The 16,199-nt window shown below is 67.5% G+C and carries 12 protein-coding genes and 1 tRNA gene; 8 read left to right on the top strand and 5 right to left on the bottom strand.

Going from position 1 to position 16,199, the window contains the following annotated elements:
• Positions 1-3 precede the first annotated feature (3 nt).
• Positions 4-1,275 carry a DEAD/DEAH box helicase gene (locus R2J75_RS00150; RefSeq protein ID WP_243332309.1) on the top strand — a complete coding sequence of 424 codons (1,272 nt, stop codon included), beginning with the start codon at positions 4-6 and terminating at the stop codon, positions 1,273-1,275.
• 11 nt (positions 1,276-1,286) lie between these two features.
• Here R2J75_RS00150 and R2J75_RS00145 read toward each other — a convergent pair whose 3' ends face one another.
• From R2J75_RS00145 to deoC, 3 genes are all read right to left on the bottom strand, one after another.
• The gene (locus R2J75_RS00145; RefSeq protein ID WP_316410852.1) at positions 1,287-3,581 is read right to left on the bottom strand and encodes a PAS domain-containing hybrid sensor histidine kinase/response regulator; all 2,295 of its coding nucleotides are present in this window, start codon (positions 3,579-3,581) and stop codon (positions 1,287-1,289) included.
• Between the two features lie 93 nt (positions 3,582-3,674).
• Positions 3,675-4,238 carry an acyltransferase gene (locus tag R2J75_RS00140; RefSeq protein WP_279342184.1) on the bottom strand — a complete coding sequence of 188 codons (564 nt, stop codon included), beginning with the start codon at positions 4,236-4,238 and terminating at the stop codon, positions 3,675-3,677.
• Positions 4,239-4,309: 71 nt separating this feature from the next.
• On the bottom strand, positions 4,310-5,008 hold the full coding sequence (gene deoC / locus R2J75_RS00135; RefSeq protein ID WP_316410851.1) for a deoxyribose-phosphate aldolase: 699 nt from the start codon (positions 5,006-5,008) through the stop codon (positions 4,310-4,312).
• A 134-nt stretch (positions 5,009-5,142) separates the two neighbouring features.
• Between deoC and R2J75_RS00130 the strand changes: the two genes are divergently transcribed.
• The 6 genes from R2J75_RS00130 (at position 5,143) to R2J75_RS00105 (ending at position 13,548) form a co-directional block, all read left to right on the top strand.
• Positions 5,143-6,549 carry an OmpP1/FadL family transporter gene (locus R2J75_RS00130; protein WP_243347179.1) on the top strand — a complete coding sequence of 469 codons (1,407 nt, stop codon included), beginning with the start codon at positions 5,143-5,145 and terminating at the stop codon, positions 6,547-6,549.
• Entirely contained in the window at positions 6,550-8,067 is a 1,518-nt protein-coding gene (locus R2J75_RS00125) for a serine/threonine-protein kinase (protein ID WP_316410850.1), read from the top strand.
• On the top strand, positions 8,064-9,029 hold the full coding sequence (locus R2J75_RS00120; protein ID WP_243332379.1) for a DUF535 family protein: 966 nt from the start codon (positions 8,064-8,066) through the stop codon (positions 9,027-9,029). The genes R2J75_RS00125 and R2J75_RS00120 overlap by 4 nt, the downstream gene beginning before the upstream one ends.
• A 506-nt stretch (positions 9,030-9,535) precedes the next feature.
• Positions 9,536-10,963, top strand: coding sequence for an ATP-binding protein (locus tag R2J75_RS00115; protein ID WP_243332316.1), 1,428 nt, complete (start codon positions 9,536-9,538; stop codon positions 10,961-10,963).
• Positions 10,964-11,228: 265 nt separating this feature from the next.
• Positions 11,229-12,311 (top strand): tyrosine-type recombinase/integrase, encoded by a 1,083-nt coding sequence (locus tag R2J75_RS00110; RefSeq protein ID WP_316410849.1) that lies wholly within the window; start codon positions 11,229-11,231, stop codon positions 12,309-12,311.
• A gap of 217 nt (positions 12,312-12,528) precedes the next feature.
• The gene (locus R2J75_RS00105; RefSeq protein ID WP_316410848.1) at positions 12,529-13,548 is read left to right on the top strand and encodes an energy transducer TonB; all 1,020 of its coding nucleotides are present in this window, start codon (positions 12,529-12,531) and stop codon (positions 13,546-13,548) included.
• 47 nt (positions 13,549-13,595) lie between these two features.
• On the opposite strand, the gene R2J75_RS00100 is transcribed toward R2J75_RS00105, so the two are convergent.
• Positions 13,596-14,642 (bottom strand): hypothetical protein, encoded by a 1,047-nt coding sequence (locus R2J75_RS00100; protein WP_316410847.1) that lies wholly within the window; start codon positions 14,640-14,642, stop codon positions 13,596-13,598.
• A gap of 711 nt (positions 14,643-15,353) precedes the next feature.
• Positions 15,354-15,429, bottom strand: a tRNA-Phe gene (locus R2J75_RS00095).
• Between the two features lie 87 nt (positions 15,430-15,516).
• On the opposite strand from R2J75_RS00095, the gene R2J75_RS00090 reads away from it, so the two are divergent.
• A complete protein-coding gene (locus R2J75_RS00090) occupies positions 15,517-16,194 on the top strand; it encodes a YfgM family protein (protein WP_243332323.1) in 678 nt (225 codons plus the stop codon).
• Positions 16,195-16,199 lie beyond the last annotated feature (5 nt).

The raw sequence follows: 16,199 nt of genomic DNA, 5'->3' as shown, positions 1-16,199 counted from the left end.
TTCATGACGTTCGACGAACTCGGCCTACTGCCGGAGCTGCTGCGCGCTGTCAGCGACCAGGGCTACGAGACCCCCACCCCCGTCCAGGCCCAGGCCATTCCCATCATCCTCTCCGGCCGCGACCTGCTCGCCGGCGCCCAGACCGGGACCGGCAAGACGGCCGGCTTCGTGCTGCCCATCCTGCAGCTGCTGGCCCCCGACGCCAACAGCAGCACCTCCCCCGCTCGTCACCCCGTGCGCTGCCTCATCCTCACCCCCACCCGGGAGCTGTGCATGCAGGTGGAGGAGAGTGTCCGCACCTACGGCCGCCACCTTCCCCTGCGCAGCACCTCCATCTTCGGCGGGGTCAACATCAACCCCCAGGTGAAGGCCCTCCGGTCGGGCGTCGAGATCCTGGTGGCCACACCCGGTCGTTTGCTCGACCACCACCAGCAGGGCAACCTGAACTTCTCCCACCTGCGCTTCCTCGTCCTGGACGAGGCCGACCGCATGCTGGACATGGGCTTCATCCGGGACATCCGCAAGATCCTGGCCCTGCTCCCCGCCAACCGCCAGAACCTGCTCTTCAGCGCCACCTTCAGCGACGAGATCCGGGACCTGGCCAGCGCCTTCCTCAAGTCCCCGGCCAACGTGGACGTGGCCCGGCGCAACGCCCCCGCCGAGCTGGTGGACCAGATCGTCCACCCCGTGGCCCGGGACCGCAAGCGCGCCCTCCTCAGCCACCTGGTCCGCGCCAACCGCATGAGCCAGGTGCTGGTCTTCACCCGCACCAAGCACGGCGCCAACCGCCTCTCCGACCAGCTGGAGACCGACGGCATCGCCTCCATGGCCATCCACGGCAACAAGAGCCAGCCCCAGCGCATCAAGGCCCTCCAGGACTTCAAGGACGGCAAGATCACCGTGCTGGTGGCCACCGACATCGCCGCCCGGGGCCTGGACATCGACCAGCTGCCCCACGTGGTGAACTACGAGCTGCCCTACGTCCCCGAGGACTACGTCCACCGCATCGGCCGCACCGGCCGGGCCGGCACGGAGGGCCAGGCCCTCAGCCTGGTCTGCGTGGACGAGCAGAAGCTTCTCAAGGACATCGAGAAGCTCCTCAAGCGCAACCTGCCCGCCGTGGTGGTGCCGGGCTTCGAGCCCGACCCCGCCGAGAAGCCCGAGCCCATCGTCCTGGGCCGCGGCGGCGGCAGGGGCGGCGGCCGCGGTCCCCGTCCCGGCGGAGGCGCGCGACCCGCCGGCTCCGGCCGCGGTCCCGCCCGGCCCCGGCGCTAGGCGCCCGGCCCCTAAAGCAGCGCCGCGAAGACCTCCCGCAGGGCCTCGGATTCGAAGGGCTTCTTCACGAAGCCCGAGAATCCGTAGGTCCGGGCGAGGGCCAGGCCCTGCTCCCGGTCGCAGCCTGAGATGAGGATGCCCGGCAGGCCCGGCACGAGGGCCTGCATCGCCTGGAAGGCGGCGGTGCCGTCCATGCCCGGCATGTTGGCGTCCATGAGCACCGCCCCCAGGTCGCCGCCGCGCTCCCGGGCGATGGCCAGGGCCTCCTCGCCGCTGGAGGCGGTGAGGATGGGCCGGTCCAGGAAGCCCTGCAGCAGGTGGGAGATCACCAGGAGCACCTCGGGCTGGTCGTCCACGACGAGGATGGCCCCGGGGCCGGCGGGGAGATCCGCCAGATCGGAGGAGACCCGGCCCCCCACGGCCAGGACGACCCGGATCCGGACCCCCGTCCCCGGCAGGCTCTCCACGTGCAGCCCGGCCCCGTGGGCGCGGAGGATGCCCAGGACCGAGGAGAGCCCCAGGCCGCGCCCGGCCTCCTTGGTGGTGTAGTAGGGATCGAAGATCCGCGGCAGCTCCTCCCGGGGGATGGCGGGCCCGTCGTTCTCCACCGCCAGTTCCACGCAGGGACCCGGCTGGGGCCGGAGGATCCAGACGCCGTCCCGGTCGGCGCAGGGGGCGGGCTTCCGCGCCTGGAGCCGGACGGAGCCCGGCCCCGGACCCAGGGCCTCCAGCGCGTTGGCCACCATGGCCTTGAGGCAGTGGGTCAGCTGGTCCGGGTCGATGAGCACCCGGGGCAGCCCGGGCTCGGCCTCGAAGGCGAGCCGGACCTGGCCCCCCGGCACGCCCTGGTCCGCCACGAAGGCCTGCAGGTGCCGGCCCAGGTCCAGGGAGACGGGGTTCCCCACGCCCTGGCCGCTGTACTCCTCGATGAAGCGCGTGATCCGCTTGCCCCGGGAGAGGGAGCCCCGGGCCCAGGCCAGGGCCTGGGCGCGCTGGCCGGCGTCGCCGGCGCCCGACTCCAGGAGGTCCAGGCTGGACCACACGGCCTGCAGGATGTTGTTGAAGTCGTTGGCGATGGCCCCCGCCATGAGGCCGAGGCTCTCGTGCTTCGCCGCGAGGCGCAGGGCCTCCTCGGCCCGGCGGAGCCGCGTGATGTCGGTGCAGGTGGTGAGGAACCCGGTGATCGCGCCGTCGGGACCCCGCTCGGGCGTGGTGCGCCCCAGGACCCACACCTCCTCGCCGCGGGCGTCGAGGAGACGGAACTCGGTCTCGTGGACCTGCCCCAGCTTGCGGGCCGTCCGCCACCCGTCCAGGATCCGCTCCCGGTCCTGCGGATGGATGACCTTCGTCCACTTCCGGGCCAGGACCGGCCCCGGCGGCAGGCCCGTGAGGCGCTCGTAGTGGCCGTTCACGTAGGTGCAGGCGCCGTCCCGCTCGAACCGGAAGATGACGGCCTGGATGGATTCGGCCAGGGACCGCAGCCGGTCCTCGCTGAGCCGCAGGGCGGCCTCGGCCTGGACCCCGTCCGTGATGTCGTGGAGGGTCGCCCAGATGTAGGTCCGGCCCTTGATCTCGACGGGGGCGGCGTAGACCTCCACGTTCCGCTCCTCCCCGGCCGCGGTCCGCAACTTGCGCACGAACCGCCCGCTGCCGGACTCGACCACCCCCCGCATGTCGCCTTCGGCCTCGTCGGGCCCCAGGTCCCGGAAGCTCAGGGTGCGCAGCGTCCCCAGGTCGTATCCCAGGTAGGCCTCGGCGGCGGGGTTGGCGTCCAGGATCCAGCCCCCCTCCGGGGCGAGGAGCAGCTTGATGCCGTTCCCGGCCACGAAGAGGGCCCTGAACTGGGCCTCCCGCTCCTGGAGCCCCTCCAGCAGGGCCCGCATGCGGCCCTCGCTCTCCAGGTGCTCGGCCTCCAGGTCCCGGAATTCCGTGATGTCCTGCAGCTGCGTCACCACCCCGGCCACGCCGCCCTGGGCGTCGATCCAAAGCGCCTTGCCCGCCAGGAGGTGGCGCGGGCCCGCGGGCCCCTGGTGGTCCAACCGAAAGACCTGGCGGCCGCCGGAACGCAGCAGGCCCTCGTCCTTCAGGGCGAGCACCTGGGCCTCCTCGGCGGGGAAGAGCTCGGTGATCCGCCGGCCGATGATCTCCCGCCGGGGGCGCCCCAGGAACTGCTCCAGGGCCCGGTTGCATCCGGCCACCGCGCCGTGGAGGTCCGTGTAGTGGACCGGGAGCGGCAGGCTCTCCAGGACCTCCTGGAGCACACGCCCTTCCAGGCCCTCCCGCGGCAGGGCGCCCTGGCGGGTCATGGCCGGACCCCGGGGCGGACGGGATCCGCAGACATTGCAATGAGAAGGTGTTCCATGACAGGGACAGAGTATAGAGAGGCCCGCGGGGATCGCCTACCTTTTCCTGCGGTCCCCGATCACCCGGGCCGGCACCCCCCCGACGATGGCCCAGGGGGGCACGTCGCGGGTGACCACGGCCCCCATCCCCACCACCGCGTGGTCGCCGATGGCCACCCCGTCGGTGACTCCGGCGTTGGCGCCGATCCAGACGTCCTCCCCGATGCGGATCCCCCGGGAGGCGACGGGCTGGTCCCGCACGGGCCGGTCCGGGTCCATGCCGTGGTCGAAGGCGTAGAGGGCGGCTCCCGAGGCGATGCGGGTGCCATCCCCCACCGTGATGCCCCGGGCCCCGCCGTCCAGGACCGCCCGCGCGTTCACGGACACGTCCCGCCCCAGGGTGATGGGGCCGTGGAGGAAGGCGTCCGCCGCCACGGCGCAGCCCGGGCCGAGCACCACGGGCCGGCCCGGTTCCCCGAAGATCCGCGCCTCCGGGGCGACGAAGCAGCCCGGCCCGATCTCCACGGTCTCCTGGTCCCGGAGGCGCGCCTGCACCTCCTCCTGCCACGCCTGGGCCCAGGCGCGGTGCCGGTCCTTGAGGACGAAGTAGAGCCAGGGCATCCAGGAGAGGCGCAGCTTGTGCTGCTCCCGGTAGCGCGCGGGATCCTCGGCCACGGCGGCCTCCGCCCGGATCAGTAGCCGGAGCCGACGCCGCCGGTGACGATGGCGATGCCCGAGCTGGCGCCGATGCGGCTGGCGCCCGCGGCGATCATCTTCTCGGCGTCCTCGAGGGTGCGCACCCCGCCCGAGGCCTTGACCCCGAGGCCGGCGCCCACCGTGCGGCGCATGAGGGCGATGTCGGCCTCGGTGGCCCCGCCCTTGGAGAAGCCGGTGGAGGTCTTCACGAAGGCGGCCCCGGCGGCGACGCTCGCCTGGCAGGCCCGCACCTTCTCCTCGTCCGTGAGCAGGCCGGTCTCGAGGATGACCTTCACGGGCCGCCCGGAGGCGGCTTCCACGACACCGCGGACATCGGCCTCGACCGTGGCCCAGTCGCCCGACTTGATGGCCCCGACGTTGATGACCATGTCGATCTCGCCCGCGCCCTGGGCCACGGCCTCGGCCGTCTCGGCGGCCTTGGAGCGGCTGTCCATGGCGCCCAGGGGGAAGCCCACCACCGTGCAGACCTTCACGCTGGAACCGGCGAGGCGCTCGCGGCAGAAGGGCACCCAGTAGGTGTTGACGCACACCGAGCAGAAGCCGTAGGCGCGGGCCTCGGCGCAGAGCCGGTCGACCTCGGGCGCCGAGGCGTCGGGCTTGAGGAGGGTGTGGTCGATCATGGCGGCGAGATCCCGCTGCCGGGGCGTGAGGTTCGTGGGAGCGGAGTTCGTCATGGCTTTTCCCTCGTTGTGAAAATTCTTGTCGATGCGTATCAGGGTTACCATGTCTGGGACCCTGGGACAACTGGACCAGCTCCAGGATGGCCCCCGCGGGCCCGGCGCGCCCACCCAACCCCTTCCGGACCGGCATGCTCCAGACCTTCCGCCATCTCCGCCCCGTCCTCCTCCTCCTGGGGGCCGCAGGCGCCTCCCGGGCCCAGATGGCGCCCATCGGTTCCATCATCTCCGAGCAGTCCCGGACCGCGTTCAGCATCCAGGGCGCCGGGGCCCGCGCCCTCGGCCTGGGGGGCGCCTTCATCGCCCTGGCCGACGACGCCACCGCGGTCTCCTTCAATCCCGCCGGCCTGGCCCAGATGCTGCGGCCCGAAGCGAGCCTCGTCGGCCGCGGCATCAACCGCGGCGTCGCCTTCCAGGACGCCGAGACCACGGCGGGATCGCGGACCCTCCTCGCGGGCGACTCCCTCATCTCCAACACCCGGTTCGATCCCCTCCTGGCCGCCGCCACCGTGCCCCTGCGCGTGGGCGGGCGCACCCTGGCGATCCAGCTGTCCGTGCAGCGGATCTTCCCGCTGGGCGAAGGGGACTCCCGGGACCTGCAGGAGCAGCCCGCGGACGGGAGCCCCGCCCGGAGGCTCCGGCAGGACATCTCCCAGGACGGGCAGATCGACCTCTATTCCTTCGCCGCCGCCTACGAGGTCTCCCAGCGGGTGCTCCTCGGGCTCTCCGCGAACCTCTGGCGCGGCGCCTGGAGCCTCTCCTCCCGGAGCACGAGCACCTCGGCCCAGGGCTCCTCCTACCTCGATTTCGGGCAGACCAGCCGGTTCGAGGGGGCCAACTTCAACCTGGGCCTCCTCTGGCGCTGGCCCACCTGGAGCCTGGGCATCACCCGGCGCACCGGCTTCCACGCCGACTACACCTACGCCACGCGCCTCGCCACCAGCGCCAGGCCCGACCCCGTGGCCTCGCAGCCCTACACCACCGGCCTCCACTGGCCCAGCACCACGGGCGTCGGCTTCGCCTACCGGCCCTCGGACCGGTGGCTCGTGACGGCCGACGTGGTCTCCACCCCATGGTCCGACACCCGGTACATGAGCGGACGGCCGGCCCTGGACGGGGTCAACTTCTTCAACCTGAACCGGGGCGGGGCCAGCCCGGACGCGACCCAGGTCCACCTGGGCGTCGAGCACCTCTTCCTGCCCGGCTCCGGCCGCGTCATCCCCCTTCGCCTGGGCTGGAGCCGCGAGCCCCAGCCCGTCACCGACCGCCTCACCGGCCAGCAGCGGGTCATCCAGAGCGTGAGCGCCGGCACGGGGCTCAAGCGCGGCGCCTGGACCTTCGACGTGGCCTACCGCTATGGCTGGGGCCGCCGCGCCGCCAGCCAGTTCCTGGATCCCGAGCAGATCCTCTCCGGCACCAGCGTGCGCACCCTCGGCACCGAGACGCTCACGGAGCACCGGGTGGACCTGAGCCTCATCGTGCAGTTCGACCGGAGCCCCGTCCAGGACCTGCTGCACCACCTCTTCGTCGGGGATTGAATGGCGCTGCGCCTCCTCCTGCTCCTGCCCGCCCTCGTGGCCCAGAACCAGCCGACCTTCTACGCGGCCTGGGAGGACGGCCGGGACGCCGAACGCCATGGGCATTGGGCCGCCGCCCTCGCGGCCTACCAGCGGGCCGTCGCCCTGCGGCCCACCCCCGCCGCCCGGGTGATCATCTACGGCAACAACCTGCTGGAGGGCTACTACCCCTACACCCGCCTCGCCCGCTGCAACCTGGAGCTCGGCCGCCTGGATGCGGCAGCGTCCGCCCTGGCCCAGGCGGAGCGGGAAGGGGAGCCCACCGGCGAAGGCCATGCCCTGGCCCAGCGGCTGGCGGCCCTCCGACCCAAGGAGGCCCCGGCCCGGGACGCCCATCCCCGCGACGCGGCCCCCGCCGCGGCCCCCGCGGGCGCCGTTCAGACGGCACCCCCTCCGGCGGCTCCCCCCCACCCGGTGCCTTCCCCCGCGCCCGCCCAGGCCCTGACCCCGGCCCCGGTCCAAACGGAGCCGCGCCTCCCCGTCCGGCAGGCATCCGCCCCTCCGCCCTCCCGCGCCGCGGAACCCGCCCCCGTTCTCCCCCCGCCCGCCGCGGCCCCGGTCCCGCCCCCCCCGGTCCGGCAAGTCCCCTGGGGCCTCCTGGGGCTGGCCGCGGCCGCGGCCGCCGTGGGCGGAGCCTACCTCCTGGGCCGCCGCAGGCCCCGCCCCGCCGCCGACGCCCCCGTCTTCGGCCCCTACCGGACCGAACGGCTCCTGGGGCGGGGCGGCTTCGCCTCCACGTACCTCGCCCGCCGGGACGGCGATCCCTCGCCCGTGGCCCTCAAGGTCCTCCACCCCTTCCGCCAGGACGACCCGGAATTCCAGGCCCGGTTCCGCCAGGAGGCCCGCCTCGGGGCCCTCCTCGACCATCCCAATATCGTCCGCATCCTGGACCAGGGCCAGGCGGAGGATGCGCCCTGGCTCGCCATGGAGTACGTCGAAGGCCGGCGCCTGGACGCGATCCTGCGGGAGACCTCGCCCCTCCCCCTGGCGCGGGTGGCCGACATCGGCCTCCAGGTGGCGGAGGCCATGGCCAGCGCCCATGCGCGCGGCATCGTCCACCGCGACCTGAAGCCCGCGAACATCATGCTCGTGGGAACCCGGGTGAAGGTGATGGACTTCGGGATCGCCCGGGTCGTCGACGCCGAGACGCTCACGACCACGTACGCCTTCCTCGGCACGCCGCTCTACGCGGCGCCGGAGCTCCAGACCCTCACCCAGGTGGGCCCCTCCGCCGACGCCTACGCCCTCGGCATCATCCTCTTCGAGATGCTCACGGGCCGGCCCCCCTTCCAGGGCGACACCCCCTTCGAGATCCTCGACCAGCACCGCCGCACCGAGCTGCCCGATCCCGCCCCGCTGCGCCCCGGGGCCCCCGGACCCCTCGTCGGCCTGATCCGGTCCCTGGCCGGGAAGGATCCCGGACTCCGCCCGGACGACGCGCGGATCCTCGCCGTCCTCGGCGCCCTGGTGCGGCCTTGAAGGCCCTCGCGGCCGCCGCCCGGGCCTGGCGCCTCAGCACCGAGGCCTACCGGGGCGAGCGCCTTTCCCGGCGGCTCAAGCAGAACCTCCGCTGGGCCCTCGCCGCGGCCCTGCATCCCGGCACCGCCCTGGACTGGTTCGCGCGCCTGGACACGGAGGGCCTCTCCCCCTTCAAGGAGGCGAACCCCATCCTCGCCTTCAAGCCCATGCGCACCTACCTCTCCACCCGCTGGGGCGCGCAGCGGCGCACCAAGGTGATGCGGGAGACCTACGCCTTCGTCCTCTGGCGGGGCGGGGCGGCCCGGGAGGCCCTGCTGAAGCCCGGCGGCGGCGTGCCCCTGGCCCGGGTCCCCCTGGGTGAGCTGGGCGAGGGCGAACTCCTCCTGGGCTTCGACAACCGGTTCCGCAAGGAAGGCGAGTTCGCCGTGCTCTTCGAGGTGCCGGCCCTGGGCGGCCGCGTCTGCAGCCTGTCCTTCGCCCTGGAGTGGCGGGACAACGGGCTCTCCCTCTTCGCGGGCTGCGTCCAGGGCGTCACCGAGGGCGACGAGGACCGGATGAAGGCCCTGGGGAAGGCCATGCACGGCCTGCGCCCCAAGGCCCTCGTCGTCTTCGCGGCCCAGGAGGTGGCGCGGGGCCTCGGCGCCCGGGAGCTCTACGGCGCCGGCAACACCATCCAGGTCCACCGCCGCAAGCACCTCATCCACATCGCCTGGGCCCACCAGCTGACCTTCGACTACGACGCCTTCTGGAGCGAACTGGGCGGCCGCGAGGCCTTCGACGGCTGGTTCTTCCTGCCCCGCCGCGCCCGCAAGCGCACCCGCGAGGAGATCAAGCCCAACAAGCGGAGCCTCTACGCCAAGCGCTACGCCATGCAGGACGACCTCGCCGCCCAGATCCGCCGCGCCATGGCCGCCGGCCCCGACGAACAAGGCCGCGCGACGGACCTGGTGGACTCGCCCTAGGCAGCCTGGCGATCCCCAGGCCGGCCTTTCCGACCTTGGCGATGGGGGGGAAGGCTTGCTCCCACGCGTAGGCCCGCCCCGTCTTGATCAGATCGTCATTCATCTTCATGCGGTCACCAAGTCCGCTGGGGGCCTCGGCTGCCGCCGGCCGTCGCGGCCCGGGCGAAGGAGGATCCCCCTGTTGCGGAGCAGGGAGAAGCCCCTGGCGTTCCTGGGCGACTTGAGGGGTGGCTTGTCACTCGCTCGAACGGTAGCCTGCATTATTTTGAAGGATCAGAAAGCTCCAGCGGGGGGGCTCTGCGAAGGCTTGAGGCAGCGGGTCGGGATCAGCCGCGCATGGCTGGGCCCCACGCCTGGCCATTCCTGCCGGTCGAGGAATCTTCCGGAGGGCGAATCGAGCCATCTTGAGGGGAAAGGTCTTCTCCGAAAGGTTTGCTGCCTAAAATTGATTTTTTGTTGAGGTATACTTTCACTATTTTGACGGCATCGTATGTTTGGAGGCTGCGGTGATCGGAACCCACGCTGAACTCACATCCGTGCTCCGGCAATACAACCCCTGGTGGACCGGCACCGGGATGCCCGACCTGCCGACATGGCAGCGGGCTGCCTTTGGGGAGTTGTTCGACTGGATGCAGGCCCCTCCGGTTGGCCGGGCCCTGCTCCTGGCCGGTGCGCGACAGATCGGGAAGACCACCCTCTTCCTCCAGTGCATCGACCGACTGCTGAAGTCGGGGGTGCCTCCCAGCAATATCCTCTACGTCACCTTCGACCACCCCCTTCTCAAGCTCCATGGCCTGGATGGCGTCATCAAGCTCTGGCGCGAAGTGGAGCCCGCCGCCGATGGCGTGGAGTACCTGTTCCTGGACGAGATCCAGGCCACCAAGGATTGGCAGACCTGGTTGAAGCATCAGGTGGACTTCGACAAACGCAAGCGGATCGCCGTCACCGGGTCGGCAACCCCCCTGACCCTCCAGGGCCAGGAATCCGGGGTGGGGCGCTGGCACACCCTGCAACTGGCCACCCTCTCCTTCTTCGAGTTCCTGCAGATCAAGCGAATCGGCGAGCCCCCGTTGCCCGAGGTCGGCTCCCTGCAATCCCTGTTCGACTGGAAGCCTGCGGACTTCCAGAGGGTGGGTGCCGACGCCGTCCCGCTGGTGGGGAACTTTCACGACTACCTCCTTCGGGGTGGCTTCCCCCAGTGCGCCCTGACCGAGTCCATGACCCTGGCCCAGAAACTCCTGCGGGAGGACATCGTGGACAAGGTGCTCAAGCGGGACATGACGGCCCTGTTCGGGGTCCGCCGCATCGTGGAGCTGGAACACACCTTCCTTTACCTGTGTCTGCACGATGGAGAGCTGTTGGATCTTCCCCAGCTTTGCAGCAGCCTCGGCCTGAAGCGCCCCACCGTGAGCAACTTCATCGACCTGCTGGAGTCCACCCACCTGATCTACCAGCTCAAGCCTTATGGCTACGGCAAGGAGGTGCTCCGGGGCCGGTCCAAGATCTATCTGGCCGACGCCGCCATCGCGCCCAGCGTCCTGCTCAAGGGCAAGGCCCTGCTGGAGGATGGCCCTGCCCTCGGACGAGCCGTGGAGACGGCCTTCTTCAAGCACGTCTTCACGCGCTTCTACCGGCAGAGCATCGGCTTCTCCTACTGGCGGGGCAAGAAAGACGTGGAAGTGGACATCATCGCCGACATCGGCGGCGAGTTGGTGCCCTTCGAGGTTAAATACCGGTCCCAGCACACGGACGCCCGGGATCTGAAGGGGCTGGCCCGGTTCTGTCAGGAAAGACAGGTGCGCCGCGGCTACGTGGTGACCCGCGAGATGGCCGATTTCGGGATCACCGACCTCCAGGGCACGCCGATCCTCAAGATCCCGGCCCCCCTGGCCTGCTACTGGCTCAGTCGAGGAGAGCTTGGTGGGGGGCAGTAGCCGGTCCCCCGCACGCGAAAAACCCCCGAACCTTTCGATTCAGGGGTTTGTTGGTGCCCGGAGACGGAGTTGAACCGCCGACACATGGATTTTCAGTCCATTGCTCTACCAACTGAGCTATCCCAGTTGTGACCAGCAACCACCCTGAATACTCCACTTGGTCATCAGTGATTCGATCCCCGACCGTGCCCAGGACTGCCATGTAGGGAATTTGTAGGGAATTGGTCCCTCGCACCCCTTGAAGCGCCTCCATTCGGAGGACGCAATGGCACGAACCAAAACCCCTGGACTGGTCAAGCGAGGCGGGACCATCTGGCACTACGACGTCCTGGTGGACGGGGTGCGCTACCAGGGTTCCACCCGGACCTCTGACCTCAAGACCGCGACCCTGTTCGTCAACCAGCTGCGCCTGGACATCGCCCGGGGCAAACTCGCCCTCAAGGACACCCGGAAGACCTTGACGCTGGAGGAGGTCCATCAGGAATTCCTGGCATCCAAGACACCCTCGGTCAGCCCTCTATACCTTGCGTCCCTGTCTGCCCACTGGCGGATCTGGCTGGAACCCCGCCTTGGGAAGACGCGCATTGACAAGATTGATGATTCCCAAGTGGACCAGTTGCGCAATGCGCTACTCGGGGCGGGGCGTTCCCAGGTCTTCACCAACAACGTCCTGGTGACCCTCAGGACCCTCCTGAACTTCGCCGTGAAGCGCGGGAGGCTGCGGAAGGCGCTCAAGGTGGATTTGCTGCGGGTCCAGAGGAAACCGCGCCCTACCGTCCCTGCCAGCCGAGTATCAGAGTTCCTTGCTGCTATTGACCGCTCCACCCACAACCCCCAGGTCCGTGTGATGGTCCGAGTCATGCTGGGGCTGGGATGCCGATCCAGCGAGGTCGCAGGGATGAGGTGGGAGTGGCTCGACCTTGAGCAGAGGACCTATACCGTGGGACGCGCCAAGGGCAAGGAGGCGCGGGTGCTGCCCATCCCGTCCTGGCTGTGGACTGCCCTCCAGGCGATGCCAAAGGGAACCCTCAGTGAGTGGGTGTTCCCCACCAGTGAAGGCAAGCCTCACTGCCCCGGGTTCCTCCGCAAACCCCTCATGGCAGCCGCCAAGGAACTTGGGATGGGACACCTCACACCCCACCGCCTGAGGGCAAGCTTCGCCAGCCTTCATGCTGCGTCTGGAACGCCCCTCAGCGAGTTGCAGACTATGATGGGGCACAAGGACTTCAAGACCCTCTGGGGATATATCGAGCAGACACTGGATGCCCGCAGGGATGCGCAAGAGGGGCTCGGAAGGTACCTGGGGCTTAGCACTGCCCCTCCAGGCACCCCCACAGCAGCTGTCTAGCCAGCCTTGACGCCTCGGTGGACTCAGGTGGGAGATAAGACCTGCCTGAGTCATCAGGGCACGCCAAGGCGTTTCCGAGACATGTCCTTGGATTCCACAGAGGGGGTGACATTGTAATGGATGGGAACGAGTAGTAGCGTTTGCAGAGAGATATTCCATCAGTACTGATCCATTCCCCAAGTTGTTGGTCGAGAAAGAGGCGATCCCGATGAGCCGGTTGAGATCCATCTACAGAGTCTTGCTGGTGCTATTGCTTGTGCCAACCGCGTTCTTTGTCAAAGCAACTCCACCACTGAATTCCAGCGATCAGGTCCCCTCAAAGCTGTATTTTTATTCTCCGGACAAAACGACCGGTTTGCGAGTTAGCTATAATGCCAGAAAGGATATGGAAACACCTTGGCGTGGGAGGTTTTTCCAGAAGCGATGGTGGGGAAAGCGCTTGCTCGGCGAATCTGATTTCTCCATCAGAAGGCTTCCCGCCCAATTATTGGTATCAAATACGGGTCGATACGCTGCTGCCATCGGCATGAGAAACTATGAACTCCGCGACGAGTTTGAAATTGCCATCTATCGTAATGATGGCGTCATGATCAAATGGAATTACTTGACCAATATCCTTCCAAGGGCAGAACTTGGATATTACCCCAAATGGACACATGCACCCTATTGGACCGCCTCAATCAACGAAGGACCACAAGAACTCCTATTAACTCCTCACGGACAATTGCGCCCAGAAATCCAGCCTGGGACTGAGTGCCCACCATTACGGATCGACCTCGCCACCGGAGCAGTTCTTACACCACATGACGAGTTGGTGCCATGGTTTCAAAGTCGATATGCCTTCATGGTGGTCCCTGAAGAACCAGCCATCAAGCCAACTTCCTTCAAACACCAGGAGTGTGCAACAGGCTCAGAGACCGTCGACTTTGAATCCCTTCCCACGATTTCACTTCAGACCGTGCTGGATCGGCGAAGTTTGATTAATTTGCCCCCATATCCTCCACTCGCTAAGGTTGCAAGAATTGTAGGTTTGCTGTCAATCGAGGTTGCAATCACGAATTCCGGGAAAGTAAGGTGCGCGAGGTATATTTCTGGACCACCGCAATTAGCCATCAGCGTGCTGAAAAGTGCACTTATGTGGGAATTCAAGCCAGATCAATGCCCGGGTGCACCACCAATGGTCAGAGGGATGATCTCTGTTCGAGGGCATTTTGAAATTGGAGAGCAGAGTCCTTGATCAATTCTTACAAAGCATAGGGGAATCTGTGTCCCCTCAACCGATGGCTAAGCTGCACTCATAGGTTGCGGGGAACAATCGGCTGCCAAGACCTTCGGCTCCATGACGGTGACAACCGGGCTTGCCGCTGCTTCCTCGGCGACCAGGGGAAGATGGAAGCCCGAGTAGTAACGCTTGCCCTTCGAGGACTTGCTCTTGATGCCGGTCAGGGCGGTAACCACCCGACCGAAGGCGATCTCATTGGTTTCCACATCCGGGTTCCACGCCTTGAAGCGGCGGTAGAGGTCTTCCACCGGAACCCGCCCACCCGGGAGGGTGTGGGCTAGCAGGTCGATCACATCCTCTTCCAAGTCAGCCAGCAGGTGTTTGGCGACGGCATCCTTGTCCGATAGCCCAAGGGAGGGAGTGAACCCTTCCACCAGTTCCCAGGTGAGCAAGATGCCCTCCTCTGACCACCGATAACGGGCTTTGGGGTTGAAGAGCGAGATCATCAATTCCGCAGTCTGCCGTGCATTGAGCCGGAAGTAGTTGCGCAGGTTGCAGACCACCTTTGCCATGGTCATTTCCGGCAGGTCGAAGATTGCGGCTTCATTGTGGTTGAACCCATTCAAATAGAAGGCAGCCATGGTCAACCGGGACTCAAGACTCCCAGCAGCGGTCACCCATGGCTTCCGGCGCTTCCGGCTGGTGAGAGGTCGCCCAAGATACTGCTTGACCTTGATGGGCTTCACAACCGGATGAGACGGCGCGGTCTCAATCAGGGTACGCCCTTGATTGAGCACCTCTGACCGCACCACAGGCATTGATGGGATGGTCCCTTCCCGCCAATACCAGCGGCTGTGCCCCTTGCCCCGGGAAGAAGGCGTAAAGCCGTTGTCCCACATCAGAGCGGTGATGGTGAGAATCAAGCCCCGGTCCACCTCCTGACGCTTGTCCTCCGCAGGGAAGAGGCGTCCGGCGATCTCCTTGCTTGTGCTGGGCGTCTTCCGAAGCCAACCATCATGCTCCTGGAGCGCCTTCGACACCTTGTCGGTCAGATCTTCCTTTGGTGCGGGTTGCTGGGAGTGTTCATCGAGGGTCTGTTCGGGCGTCATACGGTCTCCTGACGGGCGCATTGAAGGGTGGCGTCAGGAGGGCAACCCTCTGACCATATGGATTACCACCAGCCGTCTGAAGCGCCCTTCTGCCCCTGGAAATCCCCCTTCCGTCTCTCGGCTGTAGCAGTGGGTGCCCCGCCTAATTCGAGGGCTTCGCCTTGGAGCACAAAGGCTTTTACCTATGCCGAATGTGCCGAAATGACACCCGATGCACAGAGAGAAGCCTCCCCGACCACTTGATGGCGTATGGGCAATTAGGAGTTAAAACGCCTGTTTTGAGTCCACGAGGACCCGGACTCCGGCGTAGAAACGTTCCCGGCGGAATGGTGTTCCACGACCACCCGCAAATGTCCCATCTCGCCACTGGAGGGTGCTCGGTTGGTAAATCAAGCACCCGTGGTCTTTGGCGGACGCAAGCGGGGATTCTAGAAAAACCCCACCCCGGTCTGCTCCTGGCGGGAGATCGGTTTCAAGGTTGACCACCCCTGCCTTCTCTGGATCGTTTCCTTACCCCCGGCAAATACCCTCCCCAGTGGGTGCTGCCTGACGGAAAGCATTATCTGGTGCGGTTCCAGCCAGACCCGGATGTAGTGAATCTTGTAGGGAATGACCAGTCAGAAGCGTAGAATTATGGGTATATCAACAGGCTCTTTGAGGACGTGCGACCCGACATGAAAAACCCCCGAACCTTGCGATTCAGGGGTTTGTTGGTGCCCGGAGACGGAGTTGAACCGCCGACACATGGATTTTCAGTCCATTGCTCTACCAACTGAGCTATCCGGGCCGAGCACTCAACTGTAGCACGGAAAGCTCCATTTTCAAGTGCGAAATGGCGCGGTGTCGGGCATGATTGAAGGTTCGGAGTGTCTCCATGGTTTCCAGCAACAAGAACAAGGTGATCCAGGTCCAGAAGCCGGCCCAGAGCCTCCAGGCCTTCCAGAAGAAGGTGGCCTCCGAAGCCGACGTCAACACGGGGATCCTGAAGCCCATGCTCATCGGCGCCGGCGTGGTGCTGGGGCTGGGTGTCGCCGTGTTCGGTTTCCGTGGCTGGCGCGCCTCCGTGGTGGAGCGGTTCGAGGCCGACCTGGCCTCCCTCCAGCTCGAGGTCACGGGCAGCCCCATGGAGCCCGTCCCCGCCGCCGAGGTGGAGAAGCGCATGCGGGAGAAGCTGCCGCAGCTCGAGACCCTCGTGAAGGGGGCCCCCGGCTCCGAGAAGGCGGTCGCCGAAGGCGTGCTCGCCAGCTGGAAGCTCCAGCTGGACGGGAAGGGCGGCGTGGCCGCCGACCTGGAGGACGCCTGGGGGCGCCTCCGCGCGGCCCAGAAGCACCTCGCCCTGGGCTCCGCCGACGAGGCCCTGGCGGCCCTCACCCCCCTGCGCAAGGACGCGGACCCGGGCAAAGCCTGGGCGCCCGTTTTCTGGACCACCCTCCTGGACGCCGACCGTCTGAAGGGTGACCGGGCCCAGGCCCTGAAGGACGTCGCCGACTACAAGTCCCGGTTCAAGACCCAGGCCGACCCCGCCGTGGAGCACATGCTGCAGGGCGTGTAGGCCGC

Source organism: Mesoterricola sediminis (assembly GCF_030295425.1).
GTDB lineage: Bacteria > Acidobacteriota > Holophagae > Holophagales > Holophagaceae > Mesoterricola > Mesoterricola sediminis.
Note: the sequence above shows the minus strand (reverse complement) of the source record. Positions and strands in the feature narration are given on the sequence as shown.

Excerpts from the sequence above, each read along its gene's own strand:
- R2J75_RS00150 (WP_243332309.1), top strand. The coding sequence starts at position 4 with ATGACGTTCGACGAACTCGGCCTACTGCCGGAGCTGCTGCGCGCTGTC.
- R2J75_RS00145 (WP_316410852.1), bottom strand. The coding sequence starts at position 3,581 with ATGACCCGCCAGGGCGCCCTGCCGCGGGAGGGCCTGGAAGGGCGTGTG.
- R2J75_RS00140 (WP_279342184.1), bottom strand. The coding sequence starts at position 4,238 with ATGCCCTGGCTCTACTTCGTCCTCAAGGACCGGCACCGCGCCTGGGCC.
- deoC (WP_316410851.1), bottom strand. The coding sequence starts at position 5,008 with ATGACGAACTCCGCTCCCACGAACCTCACGCCCCGGCAGCGGGATCTC.
- R2J75_RS00130 (WP_243347179.1), top strand. The coding sequence starts at position 5,143 with ATGCTCCAGACCTTCCGCCATCTCCGCCCCGTCCTCCTCCTCCTGGGG.
- R2J75_RS00125 (WP_316410850.1), top strand. The coding sequence starts at position 6,550 with ATGGCGCTGCGCCTCCTCCTGCTCCTGCCCGCCCTCGTGGCCCAGAAC.
- R2J75_RS00110 (WP_316410849.1), top strand. The coding sequence starts at position 11,229 with ATGGCACGAACCAAAACCCCTGGACTGGTCAAGCGAGGCGGGACCATC.
- R2J75_RS00100 (WP_316410847.1), bottom strand. The coding sequence starts at position 14,642 with ATGACGCCCGAACAGACCCTCGATGAACACTCCCAGCAACCCGCACCA.
- R2J75_RS00090 (WP_243332323.1), top strand. The coding sequence starts at position 15,517 with ATGGTTTCCAGCAACAAGAACAAGGTGATCCAGGTCCAGAAGCCGGCC.